The 21,658-nt window shown below is 72.5% G+C and carries 16 protein-coding genes; 6 read left to right on the top strand and 10 right to left on the bottom strand.

Annotation, left to right across the window (positions count from 1 at the left end; genetic code table 11):
* From HYV14_02485 to HYV14_02470, 4 genes are all read left to right on the top strand, one after another.
* On the top strand, nucleotides 1-1,485 hold a 1,485-nt coding region (locus HYV14_02485), incomplete at its 5' end, for a hypothetical protein (GenBank protein MBI2384860.1).
* Complete coding sequence (locus tag HYV14_02480; GenBank protein ID MBI2384859.1) at nucleotides 1,478-2,776, top strand: hypothetical protein; 1,299 nt, start codon at nucleotides 1,478-1,480, stop codon at nucleotides 2,774-2,776. The genes HYV14_02485 and HYV14_02480, both read left to right, overlap by 8 nt.
* Nucleotides 2,773-3,237 (top strand): hypothetical protein, encoded by a 465-nt coding sequence (locus HYV14_02475; GenBank protein ID MBI2384858.1) that lies wholly within the window; start codon nucleotides 2,773-2,775, stop codon nucleotides 3,235-3,237. The genes HYV14_02480 and HYV14_02475 overlap by 4 nt, the downstream gene beginning before the upstream one ends.
* The gene (locus tag HYV14_02470) at nucleotides 3,237-4,292 is read left to right on the top strand and encodes a radical SAM protein (GenBank protein ID MBI2384857.1); all 1,056 of its coding nucleotides are present in this window, start codon (nucleotides 3,237-3,239) and stop codon (nucleotides 4,290-4,292) included. Before HYV14_02475 ends, HYV14_02470 begins: the two co-directional genes overlap by 1 nt.
* Nucleotides 4,293-4,296: 4 nt before the next feature.
* Here the strand turns inward: HYV14_02470 and HYV14_02465 are convergent, their stop codons facing one another.
* Nucleotides 4,297-5,364, bottom strand: coding sequence for a radical SAM protein (locus tag HYV14_02465; GenBank protein MBI2384856.1), 1,068 nt, complete (start codon nucleotides 5,362-5,364; stop codon nucleotides 4,297-4,299).
* A gap of 53 nt (nucleotides 5,365-5,417) precedes the next feature.
* Between HYV14_02465 and HYV14_02460 the strand changes: the two genes are divergently transcribed.
* Together HYV14_02460 and HYV14_02455 are read left to right on the top strand one after the other, a co-directional pair.
* A complete protein-coding gene (locus HYV14_02460; GenBank protein ID MBI2384855.1) occupies nucleotides 5,418-8,042 on the top strand; it encodes an AAA family ATPase in 2,625 nt (874 codons plus the stop codon).
* Entirely contained in the window at nucleotides 8,029-9,399 is a 1,371-nt protein-coding gene (locus HYV14_02455) for a hypothetical protein (GenBank protein ID MBI2384854.1), read from the top strand. Before HYV14_02460 ends, HYV14_02455 begins: the two co-directional genes overlap by 14 nt.
* On the opposite strand, the gene HYV14_02450 is transcribed toward HYV14_02455, so the two are convergent.
* Genes HYV14_02450 through HYV14_02410 form a run of 9 tightly spaced genes read right to left on the bottom strand, consistent with a single transcriptional unit; the run spans nucleotide 9,396 to nucleotide 21,647 of the window.
* Entirely contained in the window at nucleotides 9,396-10,256 is an 861-nt protein-coding gene (locus HYV14_02450) for a hypothetical protein (protein MBI2384853.1), read from the bottom strand. The genes HYV14_02455 and HYV14_02450 overlap by 4 nt on opposite strands.
* On the bottom strand, nucleotides 10,253-11,158 hold the full coding sequence (locus HYV14_02445) for a radical SAM protein (protein ID MBI2384852.1): 906 nt from the start codon (nucleotides 11,156-11,158) through the stop codon (nucleotides 10,253-10,255). The genes HYV14_02450 and HYV14_02445 overlap by 4 nt, the downstream gene beginning before the upstream one ends.
* A complete protein-coding gene (locus HYV14_02440) occupies nucleotides 11,155-12,096 on the bottom strand; it encodes a radical SAM protein (protein ID MBI2384851.1) in 942 nt (313 codons plus the stop codon). The genes HYV14_02445 and HYV14_02440 overlap by 4 nt, the downstream gene beginning before the upstream one ends.
* A complete protein-coding gene (locus HYV14_02435) occupies nucleotides 12,096-13,028 on the bottom strand; it encodes a radical SAM protein (protein MBI2384850.1) in 933 nt (310 codons plus the stop codon). The genes HYV14_02440 and HYV14_02435 overlap by 1 nt, the downstream gene beginning before the upstream one ends.
* On the bottom strand, nucleotides 13,025-14,893 hold the full coding sequence (locus HYV14_02430) for a radical SAM protein (protein ID MBI2384849.1): 1,869 nt from the start codon (nucleotides 14,891-14,893) through the stop codon (nucleotides 13,025-13,027). Before HYV14_02430 ends, HYV14_02435 begins: the two co-directional genes overlap by 4 nt.
* Entirely contained in the window at nucleotides 14,883-17,027 is a 2,145-nt protein-coding gene (locus tag HYV14_02425) for a cobalamin B12-binding domain-containing protein (protein MBI2384848.1), read from the bottom strand. The genes HYV14_02430 and HYV14_02425 overlap by 11 nt, the downstream gene beginning before the upstream one ends.
* Nucleotides 17,024-18,238, bottom strand: coding sequence for a radical SAM protein (locus HYV14_02420; protein ID MBI2384847.1), 1,215 nt, complete (start codon nucleotides 18,236-18,238; stop codon nucleotides 17,024-17,026). Before HYV14_02420 ends, HYV14_02425 begins: the two co-directional genes overlap by 4 nt.
* Nucleotides 18,235-19,239 carry a radical SAM protein gene (locus HYV14_02415; GenBank protein ID MBI2384846.1) on the bottom strand — a complete coding sequence of 335 codons (1,005 nt, stop codon included), beginning with the start codon at nucleotides 19,237-19,239 and terminating at the stop codon, nucleotides 18,235-18,237. Before HYV14_02415 ends, HYV14_02420 begins: the two co-directional genes overlap by 4 nt.
* Nucleotides 19,236-21,647, bottom strand: coding sequence for a cobalamin B12-binding domain-containing protein (locus tag HYV14_02410; protein ID MBI2384845.1), 2,412 nt, complete (start codon nucleotides 21,645-21,647; stop codon nucleotides 19,236-19,238). Before HYV14_02410 ends, HYV14_02415 begins: the two co-directional genes overlap by 4 nt.
* Nucleotides 21,648-21,658: the final 11 nt, after the last annotated feature.

The following is a 21,658-nucleotide window of genomic DNA, read 5'->3' as shown; positions in this document are numbered from 1 at the left end:
CCCGCGCGCTCCGCGCCCGCCGCGCCGGCGCCCGCCGCCGCGCGCGCGGAGGCCCCGGCGGCTCCTCTCGCGCCGCGCCCGGAGCCTCCGCGCGAGCTCGGCGAGGCCGCGGACGGGGCGCAGGCCCCTCCCTACGCGAGCTGGATGATGTGGACCTGGGGCGTCGAGGACCAGTGGCGCCAGTTCTTCGCCGGCCCGGAGATAGAGCTCAATTCCGCCAAGCCGCTGCTGCGCGACACCGCCTTCGTCGTGCAGAAGGAGCTCGAGTGCTTCTTCGTCGAGGCGCGCAGCGACGACGGCGCCGCCGGGTTCGTCAACCATCCGTGGCCCGACCACTGCTCGAACGTCCTGCCCCTGCCCTTCGAGCTGCGCCGCCTCGGCTCGCGCCAGATCGTCTGCGACATCAAGGACAGCGAGATCATCATGGGCGGCTCGCGGAAGATGGAGGCCGCGATGAGCGGGCTCGCCGCGGACCCGGGCCGGACCGGCCTCGCGGTCTTCCTCACCTCCTGCCCGGCCGTCGTCATCGGCGACGACAACGACTCGGTCGTCGAGCGCTTCCGCCGGCGCTCGGGCATCCCCGTCCTTTTCCCCGATCGCGACGCGGACCAGCACACCGACCTGCTCGCCGACCTCTTCGCCCTCGCGGACAAGACGGTCCGCCGGGACGCGGGTCCGCGCCTCAACCTCGTGGGCTTCCCCCGCGACCGGAGCTTAGCCGAGCTCACGGCGCTGCTCGGCGCGCTCGGGATCGAGGTCAACAGCGTCGTGCTGCCGGAGTTCGACCGCGAGAGCGTCGCGCGCTACGGCGACGCCGACCTCCAGGTCCTGAGGCCGCACCGCGCGTACGAGGGTCTCGCCGCGAGCCTGTTCGGCAAGCTCCCGATCCCGGCGCTCGCCATCGAGCCGCCGTACGGGATGGAAGGCACCCGGCGCTGGCTCGGGGAGATCGCGAAATCGTTCGACCGGAAGAAGGAGCTCGATCGTCTCTGGAGCGGGCTGGCCGCGCCGTTCGAGCGGCGCTGGGAGGAGCTGAGGCGGCGGGCCCACGGGCGCTGCCTCGGCTTCGTCTGCGACGCGGCGCGCCTCGCCCGGCTCCGGGACTGCCGCTTCAGCGCGGGCGTCCCCCTCCTGCCCGCGATCCGCGAGATGGGGTTCCGGATCGAATGGCTCCTCTGGTGCCCCTGCGGCGGCGGGACCGCGCATCCCGCGGCGGACGACGCGCGCGGCCGGGAGACCATCCGCCGCTTCCATTCGCAGAAGGAGCTCGACGCGCTCCTGCGCGAGCGGCCCGTCGACGCCGTCTATTCCGACCTCTTCTTCGACGCGCGGCTCTCGCGCGCCGGCAAGAGCCAGTTCTCCCTACCCTTCTTCGAGCCCGGCCTCGCGGGCGCCGTCCGGACCCTCGAGCGCCTGCTCGGCGCCGCCGGGATGCCGCTCTATCGGGATTACGCCCGCTACCTCGCGGAGGAGCCCCGTGGCTGACGCGCGCTCCCTCCGGCTCAACCTCCCCTACCTCCTCGGCGTCTACGTCGCGGTGAACGCGGTCCGCGACGCCTACCTTCTCGTCGACGGGCCGCAGTGCGTCTCCTTCAAGGCCGAGCACCTGTCGGGCAAGCACGACTGGCGCTCGACCTTGCTCGATCCCCTCGGCTTCCACCGGATCGTCATGACGGGGACCACCTGGGACACGATCACCTTCAGCCGCGAGGAGCGCATCCGGACCTTGCTCGAGCGCGTCCTCCGCCGCCCCGACGCGGGCTTGGTGATGGTCTCCGCCTTGACGATGTGCGGCCTCTCCGGCATCCAGTACGACCGGCTCATCGAGCCGCTGCGCCGGAAGACGAGGACGCCCTTCCTCGAGATCCGCTGCGACACGCTCGACCACGACTGGCTGGACGGCTACGCGTCCGTCTGGGACGCGATCGCCGGGAGCGTCGACCTGCCGCGCCCGAAGCGGCGGAAGAACGCCGTCGCCGTCGTCGGGCACCTGCTGGACCGCAACGAGGGCGACGCGCGCGGGAACCTCGGCGAGCTGGAGCGCATGCTCGGGGCGCTCGGGCTCGAGCTCGTCTCGGCCTGGCCCTCCGGCGGCTCCTACGCCGGCCTGGCCGGCGCGAGCCGCGCCTCGGCCGTGATCAGCCTGCCCTACGCGCGCGAGGCCGCCGCGACCCTCGCCGGGCGGCTGAAGGTCCCGCTCGTCGAGACCGGCCTGCCGTTCGGCCTCGACGGGAGCGTCCGCTGGGTGAGGGCCGTGGCCGCCGCGCTGGGGCGCAAGGCCGCCGCGGAGCGCTTCATCGACGCGGAGCTGCGCCGCGCGGTGCCTCCCCTCGAGTGGGCCGCCCCTCAGGTGTTCCTTAATAAAAGGCTCCTCTACTTGGGCGACCCCCACCTGCTCGAGGGCTTCCTCGAGATCTCCGCGCTCCTCGGAGCCCGCGTCGAGTCCGCCGCGGTCGTCTCCCGCGCCGGGCGCCTCGGGCCCCGCGCCCTCGCCCTCGAGCGCCCTCCGCTCCAGGAGCCCGAGGAGACGGCATGGCTCGCCGCCGTCGCGGGCGCGGCGCCCTACGACCTGTGCGCGACCAACAACGTCGGCTGGCAGGTCCTGGGGCTCGAGGCGGGACCGGTGATGGAGTTCGGCTTCCCCTCCTACTTCCACCACTCGCTCGCCCCGCGGCCCTACCTGGGCTTCCGCGGGTTCCTCGACTTCGCCGATCGTCTCGCCGAGCACCTCATGCTCGCGCGGATGCGCGCCGTCTCGGAGAGGACGCCCGCGTGAGGGTCGTCCGCGTCGCGACCGGCAGCTTCTGCGACGCCGAGCGGACGCGGCTGGGGCGGTCGAGCCGCTACGCGCGGATCGAGACGGCCGCGCTCGAGCTCGCGCGGCGCGGACTGGGACAGGAGCACCGCGTCCTCGTGGCGACCCCCCGCGCCTCCGTCGAGGACCTGCTCGAGAACCTCTACCGCCTGGTGCGGCTGACGGCGCTGTGCGGCGAGGGCTTCACGGTCGCGGCGGTCCCGGCGCCCCGCGGCGCCGCCGATCCCCTCGTCCGCGCCTGCCTCGCGCGCGTCGCCGGGGCCGCGCCCGTCGGCTGGCTCGAGGAGCTCGCGCGCGTCCTGCTCGACGCGCTGCTCGAGGCCGAGGCGCTCTCGCTCTCGCGGCGCCGCCCGGCGCGGGAGGCCGCGCTGCGCGCCGCGGTCGCGCGCTTCGCGGACTACCAGGACCTGAGGCCGCTCTGATGGGCCTGCGCAACTGGAAGTCGAGCCTGCAGCTGTTCGTCACGCGGCGCTGCCAGCTGCGCTGCCGCTACTGCGCCGTGATCAAGGGCGGGGAGGACATGACGCCGGCGACCGCGCTCAAGGGCGTGGACCTGCTGCTCGGCTCCCGGAGCGAGGAGCTGACCCTCGAGTTCTACGGCGGGGAGCCGCTGCTCGCCTTCGACGTGATCCGCGAGGCGACGGAGCACGCCGCCCGGCGGGGCCGGAGCCTGGGCAAGAGGCTCCGTTTCCACATCGCGACGAACGCCCTGCTGCTCGACGACCGCAAGCTCGAGTGGATGGCGCGGCACGGGTTCCTCGTCGTGCTCTCGTGGGACGGCGCGCCGAGGACGCACAACCTCGAGCGCGTCGCCGGCGGCGGCGGGCTCGACACCTACGAGGTCCTCCGGCGCAAGGTGGAGAAGGTCCTGCTCTCCGGCGTGACCTGCTCGGTGATCCCGGTGGCCACGCCCGCGAGCGTCAAGGCGCTCGACCGGAACCTCGAGCACCTCCTCGCGCACGGCGTCCGCTCCTTCGACCTGAACTACTCGATCGGCGTCGAGTGGCCCCGTCGGGCGCAGGACGATTACTTCGCGCAGATGCTCCGCTTCGCCGGGCGCCATCGCCGGGAGCTGGCCGCCGGGGAGATCCGCATCGGCAACCTCCGCGGCGACGTCGAGCCGGGGGTCATCAACCCGGAGTTCACCGTGGACACGGACGGGACCATACGGCTGCTGACGGAATGGCTGATGGAGTGCGTGCCGCCCGGGGCCCCGACCCCGCGCCCGCTCGGCAGCGTGCACGACGCGCCCGCCTACGACTCCCTCTACATCAACCGCTTCCACTGCGCCCGCGCGCACTTCGCGATGTACGCCGGGAACCCGGGCCAGCGCCGCGTGATCCTCAACAACATCGCGTTCGGACGGCGCTACGGGGAGTTCTTCATGGGCCTGCGCCGGTGGATCTCGAAGGCCGCGCCGCGGCGGCGCGCCGACGAGCCCGAGCCCCCCCGCGAGATCCGGGCCTACGCCCCCTGACGCCCTACCACGAGAGGATCCGCTCGCCGCGGCCCGGCGCGGAGAGGCGCCTCGGCACCGGCGCGAGCTCGCCGGTCCCGAACCTCCCGGCGTAGGTCCGGCCGAGGCCGGCGCAGACGGGGTCCATGGCGCAGCCGCGGCAGGCCGAGGCCTTGACGCGGCGGAAGGCCTCCGGCGGCGGCGAGCCCGACGGCGTCCAGCCCCTCGGCGCGTACCAGGTCGCGGAGTCGCGGCGCGCGAGCGGGGCCAGGGAAGGCGACGCCTCGCCCAGCCCTCCGACGCACACCGGCATGGTCCAATCCCCCGCGAACCTCCGGATCGGGAGCCGGCCCTCCTCGCAGGCGCGGCGGATGTAGGGCGCCGCCGCGCGATGGGGCACGCAGAGGTTCTCCCATTTCGGGTTCTCCTCGAGGACGGACAGCACGAGCGACAGCGGCGCCCGCGCGGTCGGCGCCGCCCCCAGGCCGGCCAAGAACGCCGCGTGCGCGGGCACGTCGCGGTAGTTCAGGCGATTGACGACCATGTTGCAGCTCACGGACGCGAACGGCAGGCTCAGGCAGTTCGAAAAACCGCGGACGGCCCGGTCGTACTGCCCGCGCGTGCCGGTGAAGAAGTGGTAGACCTTCGGACGGTGCGAGTGGAACGACAGCAGCACGCGCCGGATGCCGGCGTCGTAGACGGCGCGCGCGAACCTCGCGTCGGCGTAGCTCTCCGAGCTCGAGATCACCGAGACCGCCCCGAACCCCAGGTCCCGGCCCAGGCGCGCGATGTCCAGGAAGGACTTCGCCATCGAGGGCTCGCCCCCGGTCAGCACGAGCTCCATCTCGCCGACTCGCCGGTCCGGACGCCGGGCGTACTCCTGCAGGCCCTTCGAGACGACCTTCCAGGGGATGTCGCGGCGCATCTTCGGCTGCGGGCAGGACAGGCAGCGGTTGCGGCAGCGCAGCGTGATCGTGTCCTCGAGGTGCCTCGCCGCGACGGCGGCGCCGTCCAGCCAGGTGAGCTCCTCGATCAGCGTGACGTCGGAGCCCGACGACCGCAGCTTCGAGAGGTCCGCCGGGCGGGCCTTCATCCGACCACCGTCCGTCGACGACAAATCACGTTTTATATCGTATCATACTTCGCATGGCGGTCATGGAGAAGCTCGCCTTCTTCGGCAAGGGCGGAATCGGGAAATCGACGATCTCGGCCAACCTCAGCGCGATCCTCGCGTCCGAAGGAAGGAAGATCCTGCACATCGGCTGCGACCCGAAGCACGACTCCACTTTGGCCCTCACCGAGGACGCCTCGATCCTCACCTTCCAGGAGCGCCATCAGGCCTCGCATTTCACCTCGCTCACCGCGGCCGAGGTCCTGACCAAGGGCAAGTTCGGCATCGACTGCGTCGAGGCCGGCGGCCCCGAGCCGGGGCTGGGCTGCGCCGGCTACGGCATCAACCAGCTCCTGGAGACCCTGGAGCGGCTCGACCTCATGAGCCCGGCGAAGTACGACACGGTGATCTTCGACATCCTCGGCGACGTCGTCTGCGGCGGCTTCGCCGCGCCGCTGCGGCAGGGCTTCGCCGACAAGATCTTCATCGTCGCCTCCGAGGAGATGGCCGCGCTGTACGCGGCCAACAACATCGCCAAGGCGGTGCGGACCTATACCGCCAACGGAGCGGTCCTCGGCGGCCTGATCGTCAACATGCGCGACCCCGAGGTGGACCGCGAGATGCTGGAGCGCTTCGCGCGCCTGCTGAACACGCGCATCCTGGGCTTCGTCCCCCGCGACCCCATCGTGCGCGAGGCCGAGTACCTGAGGAAGACCCTGATCGAGCACGATCCCGGCTCGGGCCTCGTCCGGGTCTTCAAGGACCTCGCCGCGGCGGTGGCGGCCGTCGCGCCCGGGGAGATCGGGGCGCCCACGCCGATGGACGACCGCCTTTTCACGGAGCTCTCGCTGCGGCAGTTCCGTTCGCCCCCGATGCGCGCCCAGGCCGGAAGCGGCGCCGCCGCGCCCGCGAAGACGGAGAGACGTCCGGAACGGGAGAAGGCCCAGGCGAGGCGGGTCGGCGGCCCGCGCTCGCTGGAATCCTTCTCGAAGCTGCTCAAGCTCGAGGATCGCTGGCGGCTGGAGTCCGCTTTCCTTTCGCCCGACGGCTGCATCGGCCTCGGGGTCAAGGGGGAAGACAAGTCCGAGCTCGTCGTCGTCCTCAAGCCGACGGAGATCGAGGGGACGTTCATCAAGACGCCGAATTTCGGCCTCTGCTTCCAGGGGGCCGGCAACCCGACCCCCGCGGCGGAGAGCCTCCTGCGCCGGACCGCGTCGCGCCTGGGCCTGGTGCCGTTGCGGACTCTCCAGCGCGTCCTGGAGCGCGATCCGGGCGCCGTCGGCGCGGTCTCCGCGCCGGCCGGCGCCGGGAACGGCCGCGCCCGGCCGGGGGACGGCGGCCCGCCTCAGGCGTGGCCGGACGGCGCGGGCGGGACCGCGGCGGCGCCCGACCAGTCCGTGCAGTTCTTCCTCGACGAGACCTCCGCGGTCGGCGGGTTCCCGCAGGGGGCGCTGTTCGTCCACCACGGCGACTGGGAGTGCTGGTTCGTCTTCCTCTCCGGGCCGTTCGGGTTCTGGGAGCGCAAGCACAACGAGGGGACTTTGCGGGAGGGCAACGACGGCCCCCGCGTCGCGCAGCTCAGCACCGACTCCGGCCTCGAGGACGTCATCCGCGGCGGCGGGGTCGAGCGGCTGGAGGCGATGGTCGAGGATTTCCTGCGGCGCAATCCCAAGCCCGACCTGCTCGTCATCCGGTCCTATTGCGTGCCCGCGGTCATCGGCGACGACGTCTCCAAGGTCCTGGAGCGGATGCGCCGCAAATACGATTTCGCCATCGCCGCCGCGACGGCCCTGAACCCCGAGATCGCGATCCTGAAGACCGCCATCGCCCAGGCCTTCTCCAGCCCGCGCTACCTCGAGACGGCCTCCGATCCGAACAAGGTCGATCTCATCGGCTTCCCGAGCGGCCGCCCGCGCGCCGAGCTGGCCGGGCTCGTCGCGGAGCTGGGCCTCGAGGTCGGCCAGAGCATCCTCCCCGGCTGGACCTACACGAGCCTCGTGAAGCTGCGCGAGTCGGGCCTGCAGGTCCTGTCCCCCCGCTCGGAATACGGCGTGATCTTCGCCGAGCTCGCCAAGGGACCGGGGCTGAAGTTCATCTCGCCGGAGTCCCCCTACGGCCTCCTCGGGACCCGGAATTGGCTCAAGGCCGTCGCGGCCGCCGCGGGCCGTCCGGAGAGGTTCGAGGAGGCCTTCGGCGAGCGCTACCGCGGGCTGCGCCGGACGTGGCGGGCCTTGCGCGCGAGCGCGGCCCGCCATCGCCTCGCGTTCGTCATCCCGGAGGCGGACGCCGCGGCCTTGTCGGACGGACGCTCCCTGGGAGGCCTTCCCCTCCTGCCGATGGTCCGGGAGATGGGGTTCGGCGTCGAGCTGCTGCTCTGGTCGCCCTCGCCCTCGTCCCGGCCGGCCGTCCCCGGGGTGAAGCGCTTCAACACGCCGGAGGAGCTCGACCGCCTCCTGTCCGAGGGCGATTTCTCCGCGGTCTACAGCGACGTCTGCCACGACCGGCGCCTGCTCCGGAACGGGAAGAGCCGCTTCTCCCGCGCGGCCTTCGAGCCCGGCTTCGACGGGGCCGTCCGCACTTTGCGGCGCCTGCTGCGGATCTGCCGGCTTCCGTTCCACCGGCGCTACGAGACTCGGTGGAGGCACCATGGCGTGCAATGACGATACCCAGCGCCTCAACGCCCCCTACCTCGTCGGCGCGCTGCTGGCCGTCAACGCCGTGCCGGACTCCTGCCTCCTCATCGACGGGGCCGAATGCTCGATGACCAAGGCCGAGTTCGTCTACGGGAACCACGACCTGGCGTCCACCTTGCTCGACGCCGCGGGCGGGACCGCCCACCGCCTCGAGCACTCCTACAAGGACATCGCCGACCTGGTCAAGGACCGCGAGCCCGATATCGCCCGCGTCGCCAAGGAGCTCTTGGCCCGGCCCGCCTTGAAGGTCCTCTTCCTGTCGCCTCGGCCCTGCTGCTCGATCCTGGCCGTGGATTACCGGCGCATCGTCCGCGGCGCCGCGAAGGACAGCGCCAAGCCGGTCCTGCCCCTGCCCTCCGACGCGCTGTCGGGAGACTGGCTCGACGGCTACGCCGACGCGCTCGAGGCGCTCGCGCGCGCCGTCGACCTGAAGGACGCCGCGCCGGACCCGAAAAAAGTCGCCATCGTGGGCTACATGATGGACCGCAACGAGCAGGATCACGTCGCCAACATCGCGGAGCTGCGGCGCCTGCTGGCGGGATTGGGCATGGAGCTCGCGTCGGTCTGGCTCGGGAACGTCCCGTACGGGGAGCTCTCGGACGTCAAGGCCGCGGGGACGATCCTGTCCTTGCCCTACGGGCGCAAGGCCGCGAAGGTCCTGGCCGACCGCCTGGGCGTGAAGGCCGTCGAGCTCGAGCTCCCGTTCGGCCTCCTTCCCACCGAGGACTGGATCCGCGCCGTCGCCGAGGCCTGCAAGAGGCCCAAGAAGGCCGCGGAGGCGCTCATCGCCGCGGAGCTGGCCCCGGTCCTCAAGCGCCTGGAATGGGTGGTCCCGCAGGCGATGCTCCACAAGCGCGTGGCGCTGGCCGCCGATCCCTACCTGTTCGCCGGCCTCGCCCAGCTGGCCGACGACCTGGGCTGGGAGGTGGCGGCCACGGCCCTGATGAGCCGTCCCGACAAGATGCCCCGGGGGCTCGCCGACAGGTTCCCGGGCCTGCCACGCCCTTTATGCCAGCCCACCTCCGCTCAGTGGGACGCGGCGCTCGCCGAGGCCGGCCCGGTCGACATCATCGTCGGCAACAGCTTCTTCCAGCAAGGGAGGACCGGGGCGGCCGCCATCGAGCTCGGTTATCCCTCCTACGCCTACCACGCCCTGTCGAGCCAGCCCTTCCTGGGCTTCGCCGGCTGCCTCCGGTTCGTCGAGCGGGCGCTCAACGCGACCTTGCACCGGGACATCGGCGCGTGGGGCGTGGTCATGCGCTATCCGATGTTCGAAGGCGCCGGCGCGGCGTTTCCGGCGTCTCCGCGCCGGTCCTCCTGCTAGGAGCCGAGAGCCCGGCAGAACGCCGTCAGCTCCGCGTCGACCGAGCGCGTGGACGCCAGGACGCCGGGCGGGAACGCGTCGGCCAGGACCTGCGCCGCGTCGGCGGCGGGACGAGAGGCCAGCCGTTCGGCGTTGAGCACGTCGCCCAGGCGCAGGCGCCGGCGATGGGGACGGACGGCCGCGGCGAGGATCAAGTTCGAGTTGTACACCTCTCCGTCCGTGTCCACCACCAGCCCGTCGTTGTACAGCGGCGTCGTCCCGGTCCGAGCGAGGTTGAGCACCTCGACGGGCCGGCCCGCCCCGGCCCACCGCGACAGCGCCAGCCGGATCGCGGCGAAGCACCGCGTCAGCCCCTCGACCTGCGCGGGCGTCCACGGCACGAAGTAGGCGGGCAGGAAATTGAAGCGCGAGTAGCCGCGCTTGCGCGCCAGCGCCAGTCGCCGCACGGCCGCCGCCGGGGACTCGCCGGGCGGGATCAGGAAGTTGTGCGCGACGCCCGGCAGGCGGGCGGCCAGGGGATCGGCCCGGCTGACGAAGACCTCCACCTCGGGGCGCCTGGCCAGCAGCGCCTCCACCGCGGGAAGCCCCTTGCCGTGCGTGGGCAGCTCCACCGCGGTCCCCGGAGCCAGGGCCGCGATCCGCTCGAGGGCGCGCGTCACCAGGTCCGGCCGCAGCAGGGGCTCGCCGCCGAACAGCTTGACCCGCGGCGGCGAGGCGAGCCGCGGCAGGAAGCCGTCCAGCGCCGCGTCGAGGACGCCCTCGGACATGTCGGCCTCGTCGAAGGACTGCGGGCAATACCCGCAGCGGCGCTCGCAGCGCCGGGTGAGGACGAGGACGAGGAGGCGCTCGCTCCTCACGGGGCCTTCCTCACCGGCACGAACTCGTCCCAGCCGAACAGCTCGGGGTACTCCCGCCACGGGCCCTCGCACCGGGAGTGCCAGTCGCACTCGGCGCACCGCGGCCCGCGGCTCTTGCCCTCGTCGATGCGCGTGCGCGTGTAGTCGGGGATCACGCAGTCGGCGTCGTAGATGCGCGTACGCGGGATGATCTGCTCGGCCACGTACTTCTCGTAGCCTCCCATCAGGCAGTACGGGATGGCCTCGGTCATGACGGTCCGGCCCGCCTTGATGCCCACGTCGAGCGCGCGCTTGACGTACGGCTCGATGAGGCTCTTGCGCGCGGTCAGCCACTCTTTGTTCTCGCCGGCGCGGCCGCTCATGTGCATGAAGGCGAACTGGAACTGGTCGACGCCGAGCGCGACGAGCAGGCGCGCGAGGCCGGGCAGGTCGCGGTAGTTGGCCTTCGTGATCACCGAGTTGGTGATCACCCGCTGCCCGAGCCTCTTGAGGTTGCGCATCCCGGACACCGTCTGCATGAACGCCCCGGGCGCGCCGGTCAGGTAGTCGTGGACCTTCGCCGTCGAGCCGTGCAGCGAGGGCCCGAACTCGTTGACGCCGGCGTCGATGAGGCGCTTGCAGAAGTCCTCGTAGCAGAAGGTGCGGCCGTTGCTCTGCACTTGGATCAAAGTGTAGCCGAGGGAGCGGGCCGTCCTCGCGATCTTGACGATCTGCTTGTGCAAGGTGGGCTCGCCGCCGGTGATCACGACGCCGACAGCACCCCCCTCCCGTCCCTCCGCCAGGGACTTGACCAGCTCGTCCTCGGGCTTCGTCGGCAGGCGCTCGCGCTTGTCGCCCTGCACGCAGAAGTGGCAGTAGTTGTTGCAGCGGAACCCGACCTTCAGGTCGACGCGATCGCTCATGACGCCTCCGCCCGGACCTTGTCGACGACCGCCTGCGCCGGCGTCAGGATGGGGCACAGCTCCTCCGAGGAGTAGTACACGTCCATCTGGTACAGCCCGGCGCAGATCCGCTCGACCGAGCACTCCTTGCAGCGCGGCGCCTTGCCGTAGCTCCAGGAGCTCTTGTCCTGCCGCCTGCGCCCCTTCTCGTCGAGGAAATAGATGTCGCGGCCCTCGTCCTTGATGAACTTGCGCGTCTCCGTGGAGAAGTGCCCGAAGTCGGACATGAAGCACAGCGGCACGCGCTCGACGCGGAACGATCTGCCCGCCTTCGCGAGCCAGGTCATCGCGCGGTGCAGCTCCACCTCGAAGGAGCGCAGCTTCGGCACGAGCTGCGGGTTCAGCGACGCGGCGTTCATCAGCGGGTCGAGGTTGTTCCAGACGAAGTGATGGAGGAACGGGAAGCGCTCGCAGAGGAAGCGCGGCGTCTGCGAGAGGTGGTCCGCGTTGCGGGCGTTGATGACGGTGTTGATGTCCACCCGCACGCCGAGCTTGCCGGCGTTCTCGAGCGCGCGCAGGATGTTGGGCAGGGAGTTCTTGTTGCCGGTCAGCTCGCCCTGGACCTCCGGCTTCGCCGAGTGGACCGAGACGTGCATGTGGTCCAGCCCGGAGTCGACGAGGGCCTTGAGGTAGTCGGGCCGGCACACGCGCTGCCCGTTGGTGATCAGGCGCGGGGGCAGGCCCTTCTTCAAGGCGTAGGCCACCAGCTCGGGAAGGCGGTCGAACAAGGTCGGCTCCCCACCGGTGATGATCACGCCCGCGGCCTTCTCCGCGGCGAAGGAGTCCACCAGGTCCGTCGCCTCCTTCCAGGAGATGACGCGGCCGTTCTCCGGGTTGGAGCAGAACAGGCATTTCTGATTGCAGATGCGCGCGACCTGCAGGTAGGCGAGGGTGGCCATCAGCCCTCCCTCCGGGGGGAGAGCTCCGCGGCGCCGTACGCGGAGAGATACCGGTCGAACACGCCCGCGCAGTCGCCCCGCGAGACGCAGGAGCGGCAGCGCGGGGGCTTGCTCCGCCGGCGGGAGGCGTCGACGCTCTCGATCGAGACGAGCCCGGGCGCGCCGCGGACCCCGCGCCGCTCGACCGTCACGCGCGGCGAGAAGTGGGCGTCGTTGGAGAGCTCGTCCCGTCCGCCCAGCACGCACAGCGGCAGGCCGAAGAGCCGGAGCACGACGCGGCCGTCCGCGAAGGGCGCGGCCAGCGCGGGGACGCGCTCTCGCCACAGCGCGAGCGGCACGGCGAGCGCGCGGTAGTCGTCCGCCGCGCGCCCCTCGGGGGCGACGTTCGAGAGCAGGCAATGCCGGATCCGGGAACGGAATCTCAGCAGGGACAGGGTCTCCTCCACGCGCTCCCAGTTGGCCCGCGTGACGACGGTGTTGGTCAGCAGGTAGACGCCCGTGCCGTGGAGCTCGACGTTCTCCAGCGCCCGCATGGCCCGGGCGAACGAGCCCGGCGTCCGCGCCGCGGCGTCATGGGTCTGCGCGTCGGGCCCGTGCACGGACAGGCACAGCTCGTCGACGAGGGGCAGGACCTCGCGCGCGTAGTCCTCGCGGGCGAACAGACCCCCGTTCGTCGTCAGGTAGGTGTTGAAGCCGAGCTTGCGCGCCGCGCCGAGCGCGGCGGGCAGGAGCGGATGGGCCGTCGGCTCCCCGCCCGTGAAGGTCACGTGGTTGAAGCCGGCCCTGCGCCGCGCGAGCAGCACGGCCGACACCTCCTCGCCCGTGAGCGGCGCGTGACGCCAGCGCTTCATGCGCACGCTCTCCGAGCAGAAGGCGCAGCTCTGGCCGCAGGCGTAGGAGAGATGGAGCTCGAGGCGCCGCGCGTTCGTCATGAGGGGCTCAGCTCCTTTTTCTCCGCGGGCCGCTCGCGGAGATGCTCCTCGAAGGTCCCGGGGCAGAGCTCCCGCTCCCGGCACCCGCCGCACTCCCCGGGCTTGAAGAAGGCCTGATGACGGAGATAGAGCTTCATCGAGTCGGCGACGTCCTCCTCCGCGCACGCGGCCCGGCCCTGGATGTCCCGGGCCACGCAGGCGGGAAAGCCGGTCAGAGAGCTCACGCGCCCGGCCAGCGCCGCGCGCAGTTCGGCGTAGTCCGGGGCGACCCGGCCGTACGGGACGTTCATCCCGCCGGCATCCTTGGGGCGGAGGGGATGGATGGAGAAGGGCCAGCCGCGCTCGCGGGCGAGCCTCTCGAGAGCGGGCAGGTCGCCCAGGTTCCCGCGGCAGGCGCTGGCGTGCAGGAACACCTTCGCGCCCAAGGCCCGCGCGGCCTCGGCGCCGCGCAGCGCCGCGGCGTGGGAGCCGGGATGGCGGACGACGGCGTCATGTATCTTCGCCGTCGAGCCGTGAAGGGCCAGGGCATAGGAGAGGACACCCGCCTCGGCCAACGGCGCGGCGAGCGCCTCGAGCCGGAGGCCGGAGGTCATGATCTCGATGTCGGTGAAGCCCTTCCGACGGCACAGCGTCACGACCTCGACGATCTCCGGATGGGCCAGCGGTTCGTTCCCCACCAAGGCGATCTTCTTCCGGCGCAGCGCGGCGTTCTCATTCAACGAAGCGGACAATTCGTCGAGGGACTGGTGGTCTTTCTCCGGTTTATTCCTGCAGAACACGCAGTCCAGGTCGCAGCCGCCCTTCAGGAAGAGGAACACGCGGTCGAGGCCGGGCATGCGGCGCTTCAGGAACCGGTCCTGCTCCGCCAAAGTCGCCTGGACGACTCCGCGGCGGATGGCCGGGTCCTCGCTGCCCCGCTGGCCCATCCAGTGGCGCTTGAGCGCGAGGCCGACCTTGATGTTGTTGAGGATGACGTGGCGGCCCGCGCTCTTCGCCGCGTACGCCTCGAGGAAGCGCTCGTAGGGGGTCTTCCTCTCGCCGTCGAACGAGTCCGCGCCGCGCCCGTCGTCCAGATGCCCGAGCCGCAGCGCCGCGCGGGCCTCGGGCAGGGCGGCCTCGAGGAAGAGGCCGCCGTCCCAGTAGATCCCCCCGTCGGTGTCCACGATCGTCTCGCGGCTGAGCATGACGGGCTCGCTGTCCGAGGTCCGGTTGACGGGCTCGGCCTCGCCGCGCGCGGCGTAGCGGTCGAGGGCGGCGAGCAGGCCGGCGACGGCCTCCCGGCTCCACAGGACGCCGACCTGATAGCCGAGCTGGATGCGGCGCGCGCCGAGGCGCTCGAGGCGGAGCAGATCCGCGTCGAAGGAGGCCGCGCGCCCGGGGGTCACGACCGCGTTCACGTGATACGGCAGGCCGGATGCGGCGAGGCGGCGCAAGGCGCCTTCCATCGCCTTCTGCGCGCCGGGGCCGGTCCCGGCGAGCCTGGAGGCGTTGCCCTCCGCGCCGCCGTCGAGGCTCAGGTGGACGTAGCCGTCGACGCTCTTGAGGAAGGCGATCTTCGCGTCGTCGAGCAGGAGCCCGTTGGTCGTCAGGTTGATCCGCAGCGGACGGCCGCCGCGGCGGGAGCGGGCGTACAGCGCCGTCTTCCGCACGAGCTCCCAGGCCAGCAGCGGCTCGCCTCCGAAGAAGTTCAGGATCAGATGCCCCGCGCGGGAGGACAGCAGGAGGTCCGCGCCGCGGCGGGCGGTCGCCTCGTCCATGCGCCGCGGCCCGCGCCGCACGTTGCAGTAGGCGCAGCGCAGCTGGCACTCATACGTGGTCATCAGCATGACCGAGCGCGTCTCGCTCCGGAAGGCGCTAGGCGGCACGGAGCTCTCCTTCGCCGTGGCGGGCGAGGTGATCCGCCCAGACGCCGTCGCAGGACGGGCGACGCGCGCAGCCGCCGCAGGCCTCGCCGAAGGCCAGGCGGGGCCGCCGCCGCTCGCGCAGCGACGCCGCCGGCGCGGACCCCGAGACGGCCTCGTCGTACAGCGCGCGGTCCTCGTGGCGCGGCGCGAGCGTCCCGTCCCACAGGCACGGCGGAAGCCCGAACACCGAGAGCGCCAGCCCCGCCTCGCCGGCGGCCCGCGCGGCCTCGGCCGCGGCCGCGGCGAAGGCTTCGAGGCGAGGGCTGTCCTCGAGCGGCAGGCCGCCCCAGCCCGGCGGCGGCTCGCGGTGCGCGAGCAGCGCCTCGCGCACGCCTTCGGCGGCGAGGCGGCGGATCCAGGACGGGAGGTCCGAGAGGTCCTCCTGCATGGGAAGCAGCCAGACCCAGGCCTCCCCGCCGGCGCGCAGCCAATGGCGCAGGCCGAGCTTGGTCTGGGCGAGCGCGCCGGGCACGCGGGCGCGCGCGTCGTGGCGCGCCGCGTCCGGAGAGAACAGCGGCACGACCACGCGGCGGAGATCCTTGCGCGCCCGCAGGCGGGCGGCGACGCGGGGGTCGGCCAGCGGACGGGCCGTGGTGTACAGGCTCAGGTCGAACACCTGCAGGGCCTCGGCGTCGTCGAGGACCTTGCCGAGCCCCCGGATCAGCAGGGAGTCCCCTCCGCCCAGCACGCCCCGCTCCGCGCGGAAGGCGGTCTGCGCCAGGGCGGCGGACAGCCCGGCCCTTTTTCCGGCGGCGGGGCGACGCAAGGCGCAGCAGCCGTTGACGCAGCCGGGACCGGCCTCGAGGTAATGCGTGCGCGAAGGCAGGAGGACCCGCATCTCCGCGAGCTGGGCCGCCGTGCGCTCGACCGTGTAGGAGGGAGGCTCGTGCTCGTCGCCCTCGTAGAACCCGGGCGGGATCACGCCGGCCGCCGCCGCGACGGCGTGGAGGCCCGTGCCGGGATAGACCTTGGTCGTGTGCACCTGGACGCGGTCCGGCTCGACCGCGCGCAGGAAGCGGGCGGTCTCCCGCGTCGTCTCCAGGTCGTCGCCGGGGTTGCCCACCATGAGCATGAGCACCGCCCGCATGCCCGCCTCGCGCGTGGCGGCGAAGGCGGCGGGCACGAGGCCGAGCTCGAGGCGCTTGCCGATGGCCTTCTGGACCTTCGCCGACCCGCTCTCGACGCCGTAGGAGATCTCGCGGCAGCCGGCGGCGGCCATCTCGCGCGCCAGCGCCGGGTCCATCGCGTCGGCGCGCGTCATGCAGATCCAGCGGATGCCGGGAGCCTCCCGGCGCAGGAGGGCGCAGATCTCCCGCACGCGCTGCCGGTCGCGGGTGAAGAAGTTGTCGCCGAAGACGAAGTCGCGCCAGCGGTAGCGGCGGGCCATCCGCGCGACCTGGCCGACGAAATGGGCCGGCGAGTGCTGGCGGGGCTTGCCCTTGAAGGCGCTCATCGGACAGAACACGCAGCGGTACACGCAGCCGCGCGAGCTCAGCAGCATGATCGCGCTGTTCATGGCCAGCGCGCGCGGGCGCCGGTACCGGGCCAGGGCGGCCCCGGCGTCGAACAGGTCGAAGTCCGGGTCGGGCAGGCGGTCGAGGTCCGTGAACGGGGCCCTCTCGGGGGCGCGCGCGGCCTTCCCCCCGTCGGACCAGACGAGACCCGCGACCCCGCGCGGATCGCCGCCGCGGGCCAGGCACTCGGCCAGCTCGGGCAAGGTCTCCTCGCCGTCTCCGACCGCGACCCAGTCGGCGCCGGTGCGGCGCAGGACCAGCTCCGGATCCGCGGTCGCGAAAGGCCCGCCCACGACCACGCGCGTCCCGGGCGACGCCTCCTTGAGCCGGCGGACCAGGGCTGCCGCCGCGCCGCGGCTGGAGCTCTGGCAGGAGACGCCGACGAGACCGGGCCGCTCCGCGCGGACCAGCGCGGCCGCGTCCACGAGCATGTCTTCACCGGAGGCGCGGGAGTAATCCCGCCCGATCACCTCGAAGCCCTTGCCCTTGAGGATGGCGCCGAGCAAGGATAGGCCGTACGGCGCGCCGAAATAGGACGGGGGCGGAGCGGGATCGCGCGGGTTCAGCAGGACGACCTTCATCTCGCCTCCGCGAAGGACCGCCCGAGCTCGAGGTTGCTGAGCAAGGTGCGCCGCATCCCGCCGCGCCCGTAGGCGGAGGCGAGGATGGCGAAGTTGTCGAAGGGCGTGGCGCCGTAGGTCTCGAAGAGCCCGGCGTTCCTCACGTCCGCCACCTTGAACCGCTTCTTCATCTCCTGGAAGTCCTCCTCCAGGCACACGCCGGTCTCGCGGTACACCGTCCCGTCGCAGTCGACCGTCAGCTCGCTGTTGAGCACGACGGGCTCGCGGCGCTTGACGGTCAGGTTGACCAGCTCGACGCCGAGGCGCCGGGCCGACAGGGCGGCCTTCTCCATCGACTCGTGCAGGGCGTCGGCCTGCTCGCCGGTCCAATGGCGGCCGAGCGCGTAGTTGATCTGGATGCGGCGGTGGCCCATGGCGGCCAGCGACTCCACGCGCTCGTCGGCGCGGGCGGCGTCCTCGGGGAGCAGGACGGCGATGACCTGGTAGGGGACGCCGGCCTTGCGCAGGCGCTCCACCCCGGAGCGCAGCCGGGCCCAGGAGCTCCCGCCCTTGGCCGTGGGGCGCTGGGCGTCCTGGGCGCTCATCGTGCCGTCGCAGCTGACCTCGACGTGGAAGCGGTGCGCCTTCAGGAAAGCGACGGCCTCGTCGTCGAGGGCCAGGCCGTTGGTGGTGAGGAGGAAGCGCACGGTCTTCCCCGCGTTGCGGGCCGAGGTCTCCGCGAGCGCGACCGCGCGCCGCACGACGGAGAGGGCCAGTAGCGGCTCGCCGCCGAAGAACTGGAGCTCGACGTCCCGGCGCAGGGAGCTCATCAGCCAGCGCACCCCCGCCTCGGCCACGTCCGGGGTCATCGTCGCGCCGTATTTGCGCACGCGACAGTAAGCGCAGCGCAATTGGCAGGCATGAGTGACGAGCAGTATGAGCCGGTCGCTCCCCGATCCCGAGAACAAGGCTCGTAAGTGGTCCCCGGTGGGGCGTACCCCGGATTTGATCAGCCGCCCAAGAAGGCGCCGTCGATAGAACGCCTGTCGTTTTATCTCCGCGCGCCGCGAAGCGGCCGCGGACCCGTCCGGCGCGCTCTCGGCTCGCCTCAGGGCCTCGAACAAGGCGGCGTCGATCGCCGCCAATATCCGGCGCGCGGACGCGCCTCCGTCTTTATCGACGTTCACGAGGGCGCGCTCCGCGCGCGACATCGAGTCCTCGTACACGGTCACGCGGCCACCTTCCCGAGCCGTCCCGCCGCCGCGCGGAAGAACTTCCCCACGCGCAGCCCGAAGGAGATGTTGTTGAGGAGCGCCGCCTGCACCTTGGCGTTGCCCTCGTACATCTTCACGAGCGTGTAGTACGCGTGGAAGCGGCTCCAGCGCAGGGCGTTGATGTCCTTGACGGAGTCGAGCGTCCCCACCGGGAACGGCGCCGGCGCGGACGCCGGCGTCGTCTCGAACATCCACTCCGTCATCTGATGAAGAGACCCGTCCGTATCCACCATCAATTCGCTGTTGAGGATGGTCGGCTCGACGCGCTGGCTGGCGTTGCCCAGCCGGATCTCCCCGGAGTCGAGGGCGCGCGCGTGGCGGTCCAGGACGCGCTCGACCTGCGCGAAGAAGAGCGCCTCGTCCTCGGGGGACCAGATCGCGCCGATGGCGTAGCTCAGGTCGACGCTGCGCACGCCGATGTCCAGGAGATGCTCGAAGTTCTCCGCCAGGCGCCCCACGTTGGCGGGGCTGGCGACCATGATGACGAAGTGGGGCGCGCCCGCGCGCCGGGCGCGCTCGACGCCCGCGCGCGTGGCCTTGTAGGGGTCGAGGCCGCGGTCGTAGGCGGCCTTGTAGCGGTTGTGGTCGGGGGGGGCGCCGTCCATGCTGAACTCGAGGAGCACCCGGTTGCGCCCCGCCCACTCCAGGACCTCGTCGTCGACGAGGACCGCGTTGGTGACCATGTAGAAGCCCATCCGCTTGTCCAGCTCGGCGGCGCGGCGCGCGGCGTAAGCGGAGACCTCGCGGACGACGTCGAAGTTCATCAGGGGCTCGCCCCCGCCGAAGTCGAGGCGCAGGCGCGGGGAGCCGTGGCCGAGGAGGAGGTCCGCGCCCTTGAGCGCGGTCGAGAGCGCCATGATCCCGTCGCCCTTGAGGATGGGGCAGTAGATGCAGCGCAGCTGGCAGCGCCGGGTGACGAACAGCTGCAGGTTCGCCTTCAGGTTGCCGCGCGCGCTCACGAGGCCGCTCCCATCGCGGCGGCCTGGGCGTCCACCGCGCGGCGCAGGCGCGCGGCGCGCGCGGGCTCGGCGCCGGCGGCGGCCAGGCGCTCGGCTCGGAGCAGCCACTCGAACAGGAGCCCCTCGTATTCGCCCTCCCAATCCACGCCCGCGCCCTTGAGCGCCAGGCGCCGGGCCCAGGCGGCGACGTCGGCGTCGGCGGGCTCGTCCCTGACCGTGAGCGGGTAGTCGAACTCGGGGAAGCCGGGGACGCTCAGGACCCCGCGCAGCTCGACGCAGGCGTCGAGCCCCTCGCGCGCGAGCGCGCGGCGGCTCGCGGTGCCGGGGAAGGAGACGAGATGCGCGATCACCGGCTCGAGCAGGGCGAACTCCGGCCCGCACTCGGCGCGCAGCCGCGCGACGCGGCCCAGGCTCTCCAGGACGTCGCCGGGCTCGGTGCGCGCGTTCGTCGCGATGAAGTGGTGGGCCTGGCGCAGGCCCCGGCGGGACAGGGCGCGGACCGCCTCCTCGACGCGCCCGGCGCCGTAGCCCTTGCCCAGGCGCGCGAGCTCGGCGTCGCAGAAGCTCTCGGTGCCGAGGTAGATCTGAGGGTCCCGCGAGCCGTCGCCGCGGCCGAGCTTGGGCGCGAACAGCTCGGGGTCCAGCGCCTCGATCAGCCCCTCGTCCAGGCCCGCGAGCGCGCCGTCCGCGTCGCGGAGGAACAGGGCGCGTATGCTGCCCTGGACGAAGCGCAGGTGGAACGGCGTGCGCCGCATGAGCGCGAGGACGGCGCGCGCGCGCGGCGCGTCCGCCAGGAAATCGTCGTCGTAGAAGCCGATCCCGAACGCCTCGGCCGGAGCCGCGCTCCAGGAGCCGTACAGCTCCTTGAGACGCCGCCCGTAGGCGGCCAGAACCTTGCCCACCTCGGCGGGGGTCTTGCCGTGGAAGCGGCCCTGGTCGGGCGAGGTGCAGAAGCGGCAGGCGGAGCCGCAGCCGCGGGACAGGCAGAAGGCCGGGCCGGACGCGGCGTCGCGGCGCTCGACGAAGGAGAAGTCGAGCGCGGCGCGGTCGAGGTCGGGCACGCGCAAGATGTTCTCGGCGCCCGCCCAGTACGCCGCGCCGCCGTCGAGGGCGAGCGCGCCGTCGAGCGAGAGCAGGGCCCCCTGCGCGGCCTCGTCGAGCGGACCGGCTCCGAGCGCGGCCAGCTCCGGCAGCAGCCCCTCGCCGGCGCCGCGGCCGACGAAGTCGACGCCGGGAAGATGGACCAAGGCCGCCTCGGGGTCGCGGGTCGGCATGAGGGCGCCGACGGCGATCCGGGCCGCGGCGCGCGCGCGCAGGAAGCGCACGAGGGCCGCGGCGTCCTCGAAATAGGCGTCGTACAGGCTCAGCGCGACGAGGGAGACGTCCGGATGCGCGTCGAGGAGCGCGGACAGCTCGGCGCGCTGCGCCGGCTCGCGGCCGAAGCGCGAGACCTTGGCGTCGGACAGCACGACCTCGGCGCCGGAGGCGCGCAGGGCCGAGGCTAGGTAGAAGGTGCCTTGGTTGAGACGCTCCGCGCCCTCCTTGCCCGGCGCCTCCAGCAGGCTGCGGAAGAGGAGTACCTTGGCCGGCGCGGCCTTCTTCACGGCGGGAAAGGCCGGGCCCTTGACGGCCGCCGCCAAGGCGGCCGCGAACGCGGTCCCGGACGCCGTCAGGGGCGCCGTGAACTCGGCGGCGCGCCCGCCTCTCGGCAGGGCGCGCCAGACGCAAGAGACGGCGGCGGACGGATCGACGCGGACGGCGACGCGGGCCGGGGACGCTCCCGCCGCGCGGACCGCCTCGGCGGCGGCCCGGACCAGGCGTATCAGCCCGGCGCGGCGGACGAGCTCACCATTGTCCGTGGCTGCCATGACTGCCGTGCGACCCGTGCGAGCCGTGCGACCCGTGCGAGCCGTGCGACCCGTGCGAGCCGTGGGACGCGCGTGCGACCCGTGCGACCCGTGCGAGCCGTGCGAGCCGTGCGACCCGTGGGAGCCGTGCGACCCGTGCGAGCCGTGGGAGCCGTGCGACCCGTGCGAGCCGTGCGACCCGTGCGACCCGTGCGAGCCGTGGGAGCCGTGGGAGCCGTGGGAGCCGTGCGACCCGTGCGAGCCGTGCGACCCGTGCGAGCCGTGCGACCCGTGCGATGCGTGGCTGGCGTGAGAGCTGTGACTGCCGTGCGAGGAGGCGCCGCCGGAGTTGTGGACCGCGTTGGTGTGGGCGGTCTGCGCGAGGAGGTCCTCGGCGCGCATGATCGCCGCCCCGATGATCCCCAGGACGGCCGCGGCCTTGACCACGTCCTTCTTGAGGATCTTCCCCTCCTCGCTGGTCAGGAAGCGCGAGAGGTCCTTGGCGACGCGGGGCATGATCTCCGCGTCCTTGGCTTGCTTCTTGTCATCCTTGTCTTCCATTGGGGGATCCT

It is taken from the genome of Elusimicrobiota bacterium (genome assembly GCA_016182905.1).
Taxonomy (GTDB): domain Bacteria; phylum Elusimicrobiota; class Elusimicrobia; order UBA1565; family UBA9628; genus GWA2-66-18.
Note: the sequence above shows the minus strand (reverse complement) of the source record. Positions and strands in the feature narration are given on the sequence as shown.

What these genes read in the sequence shown, in the direction of transcription:
- HYV14_02470 (MBI2384857.1), top strand. Translation starts at nt 3,237, where the DNA reads ATGGGCCTGCGCAACTGGAAGTCGAGCCTGCAGCTGTTCGTCACGCGG.
- HYV14_02465 (MBI2384856.1), bottom strand. Translation starts at nt 5,364, where the DNA reads ATGAAGGCCCGCCCGGCGGACCTCTCGAAGCTGCGGTCGTCGGGCTCC.
- HYV14_02460 (MBI2384855.1), top strand. Translation starts at nt 5,418, where the DNA reads ATGGCGGTCATGGAGAAGCTCGCCTTCTTCGGCAAGGGCGGAATCGGG.
- HYV14_02455 (MBI2384854.1), top strand. Translation starts at nt 8,029, where the DNA reads ATGGCGTGCAATGACGATACCCAGCGCCTCAACGCCCCCTACCTCGTC.
- HYV14_02445 (MBI2384852.1), bottom strand. Translation starts at nt 11,158, where the DNA reads ATGAGCGATCGCGTCGACCTGAAGGTCGGGTTCCGCTGCAACAACTAC.
- HYV14_02440 (MBI2384851.1), bottom strand. Translation starts at nt 12,096, where the DNA reads ATGGCCACCCTCGCCTACCTGCAGGTCGCGCGCATCTGCAATCAGAAA.
- HYV14_02435 (MBI2384850.1), bottom strand. Translation starts at nt 13,028, where the DNA reads ATGACGAACGCGCGGCGCCTCGAGCTCCATCTCTCCTACGCCTGCGGC.
- HYV14_02425 (MBI2384848.1), bottom strand. Translation starts at nt 17,027, where the DNA reads ATGAAGGTCGTCCTGCTGAACCCGCGCGATCCCGCTCCGCCCCCGTCC.
- HYV14_02410 (MBI2384845.1), bottom strand. Translation starts at nt 21,647, where the DNA reads ATGGAAGACAAGGATGACAAGAAGCAAGCCAAGGACGCGGAGATCATG.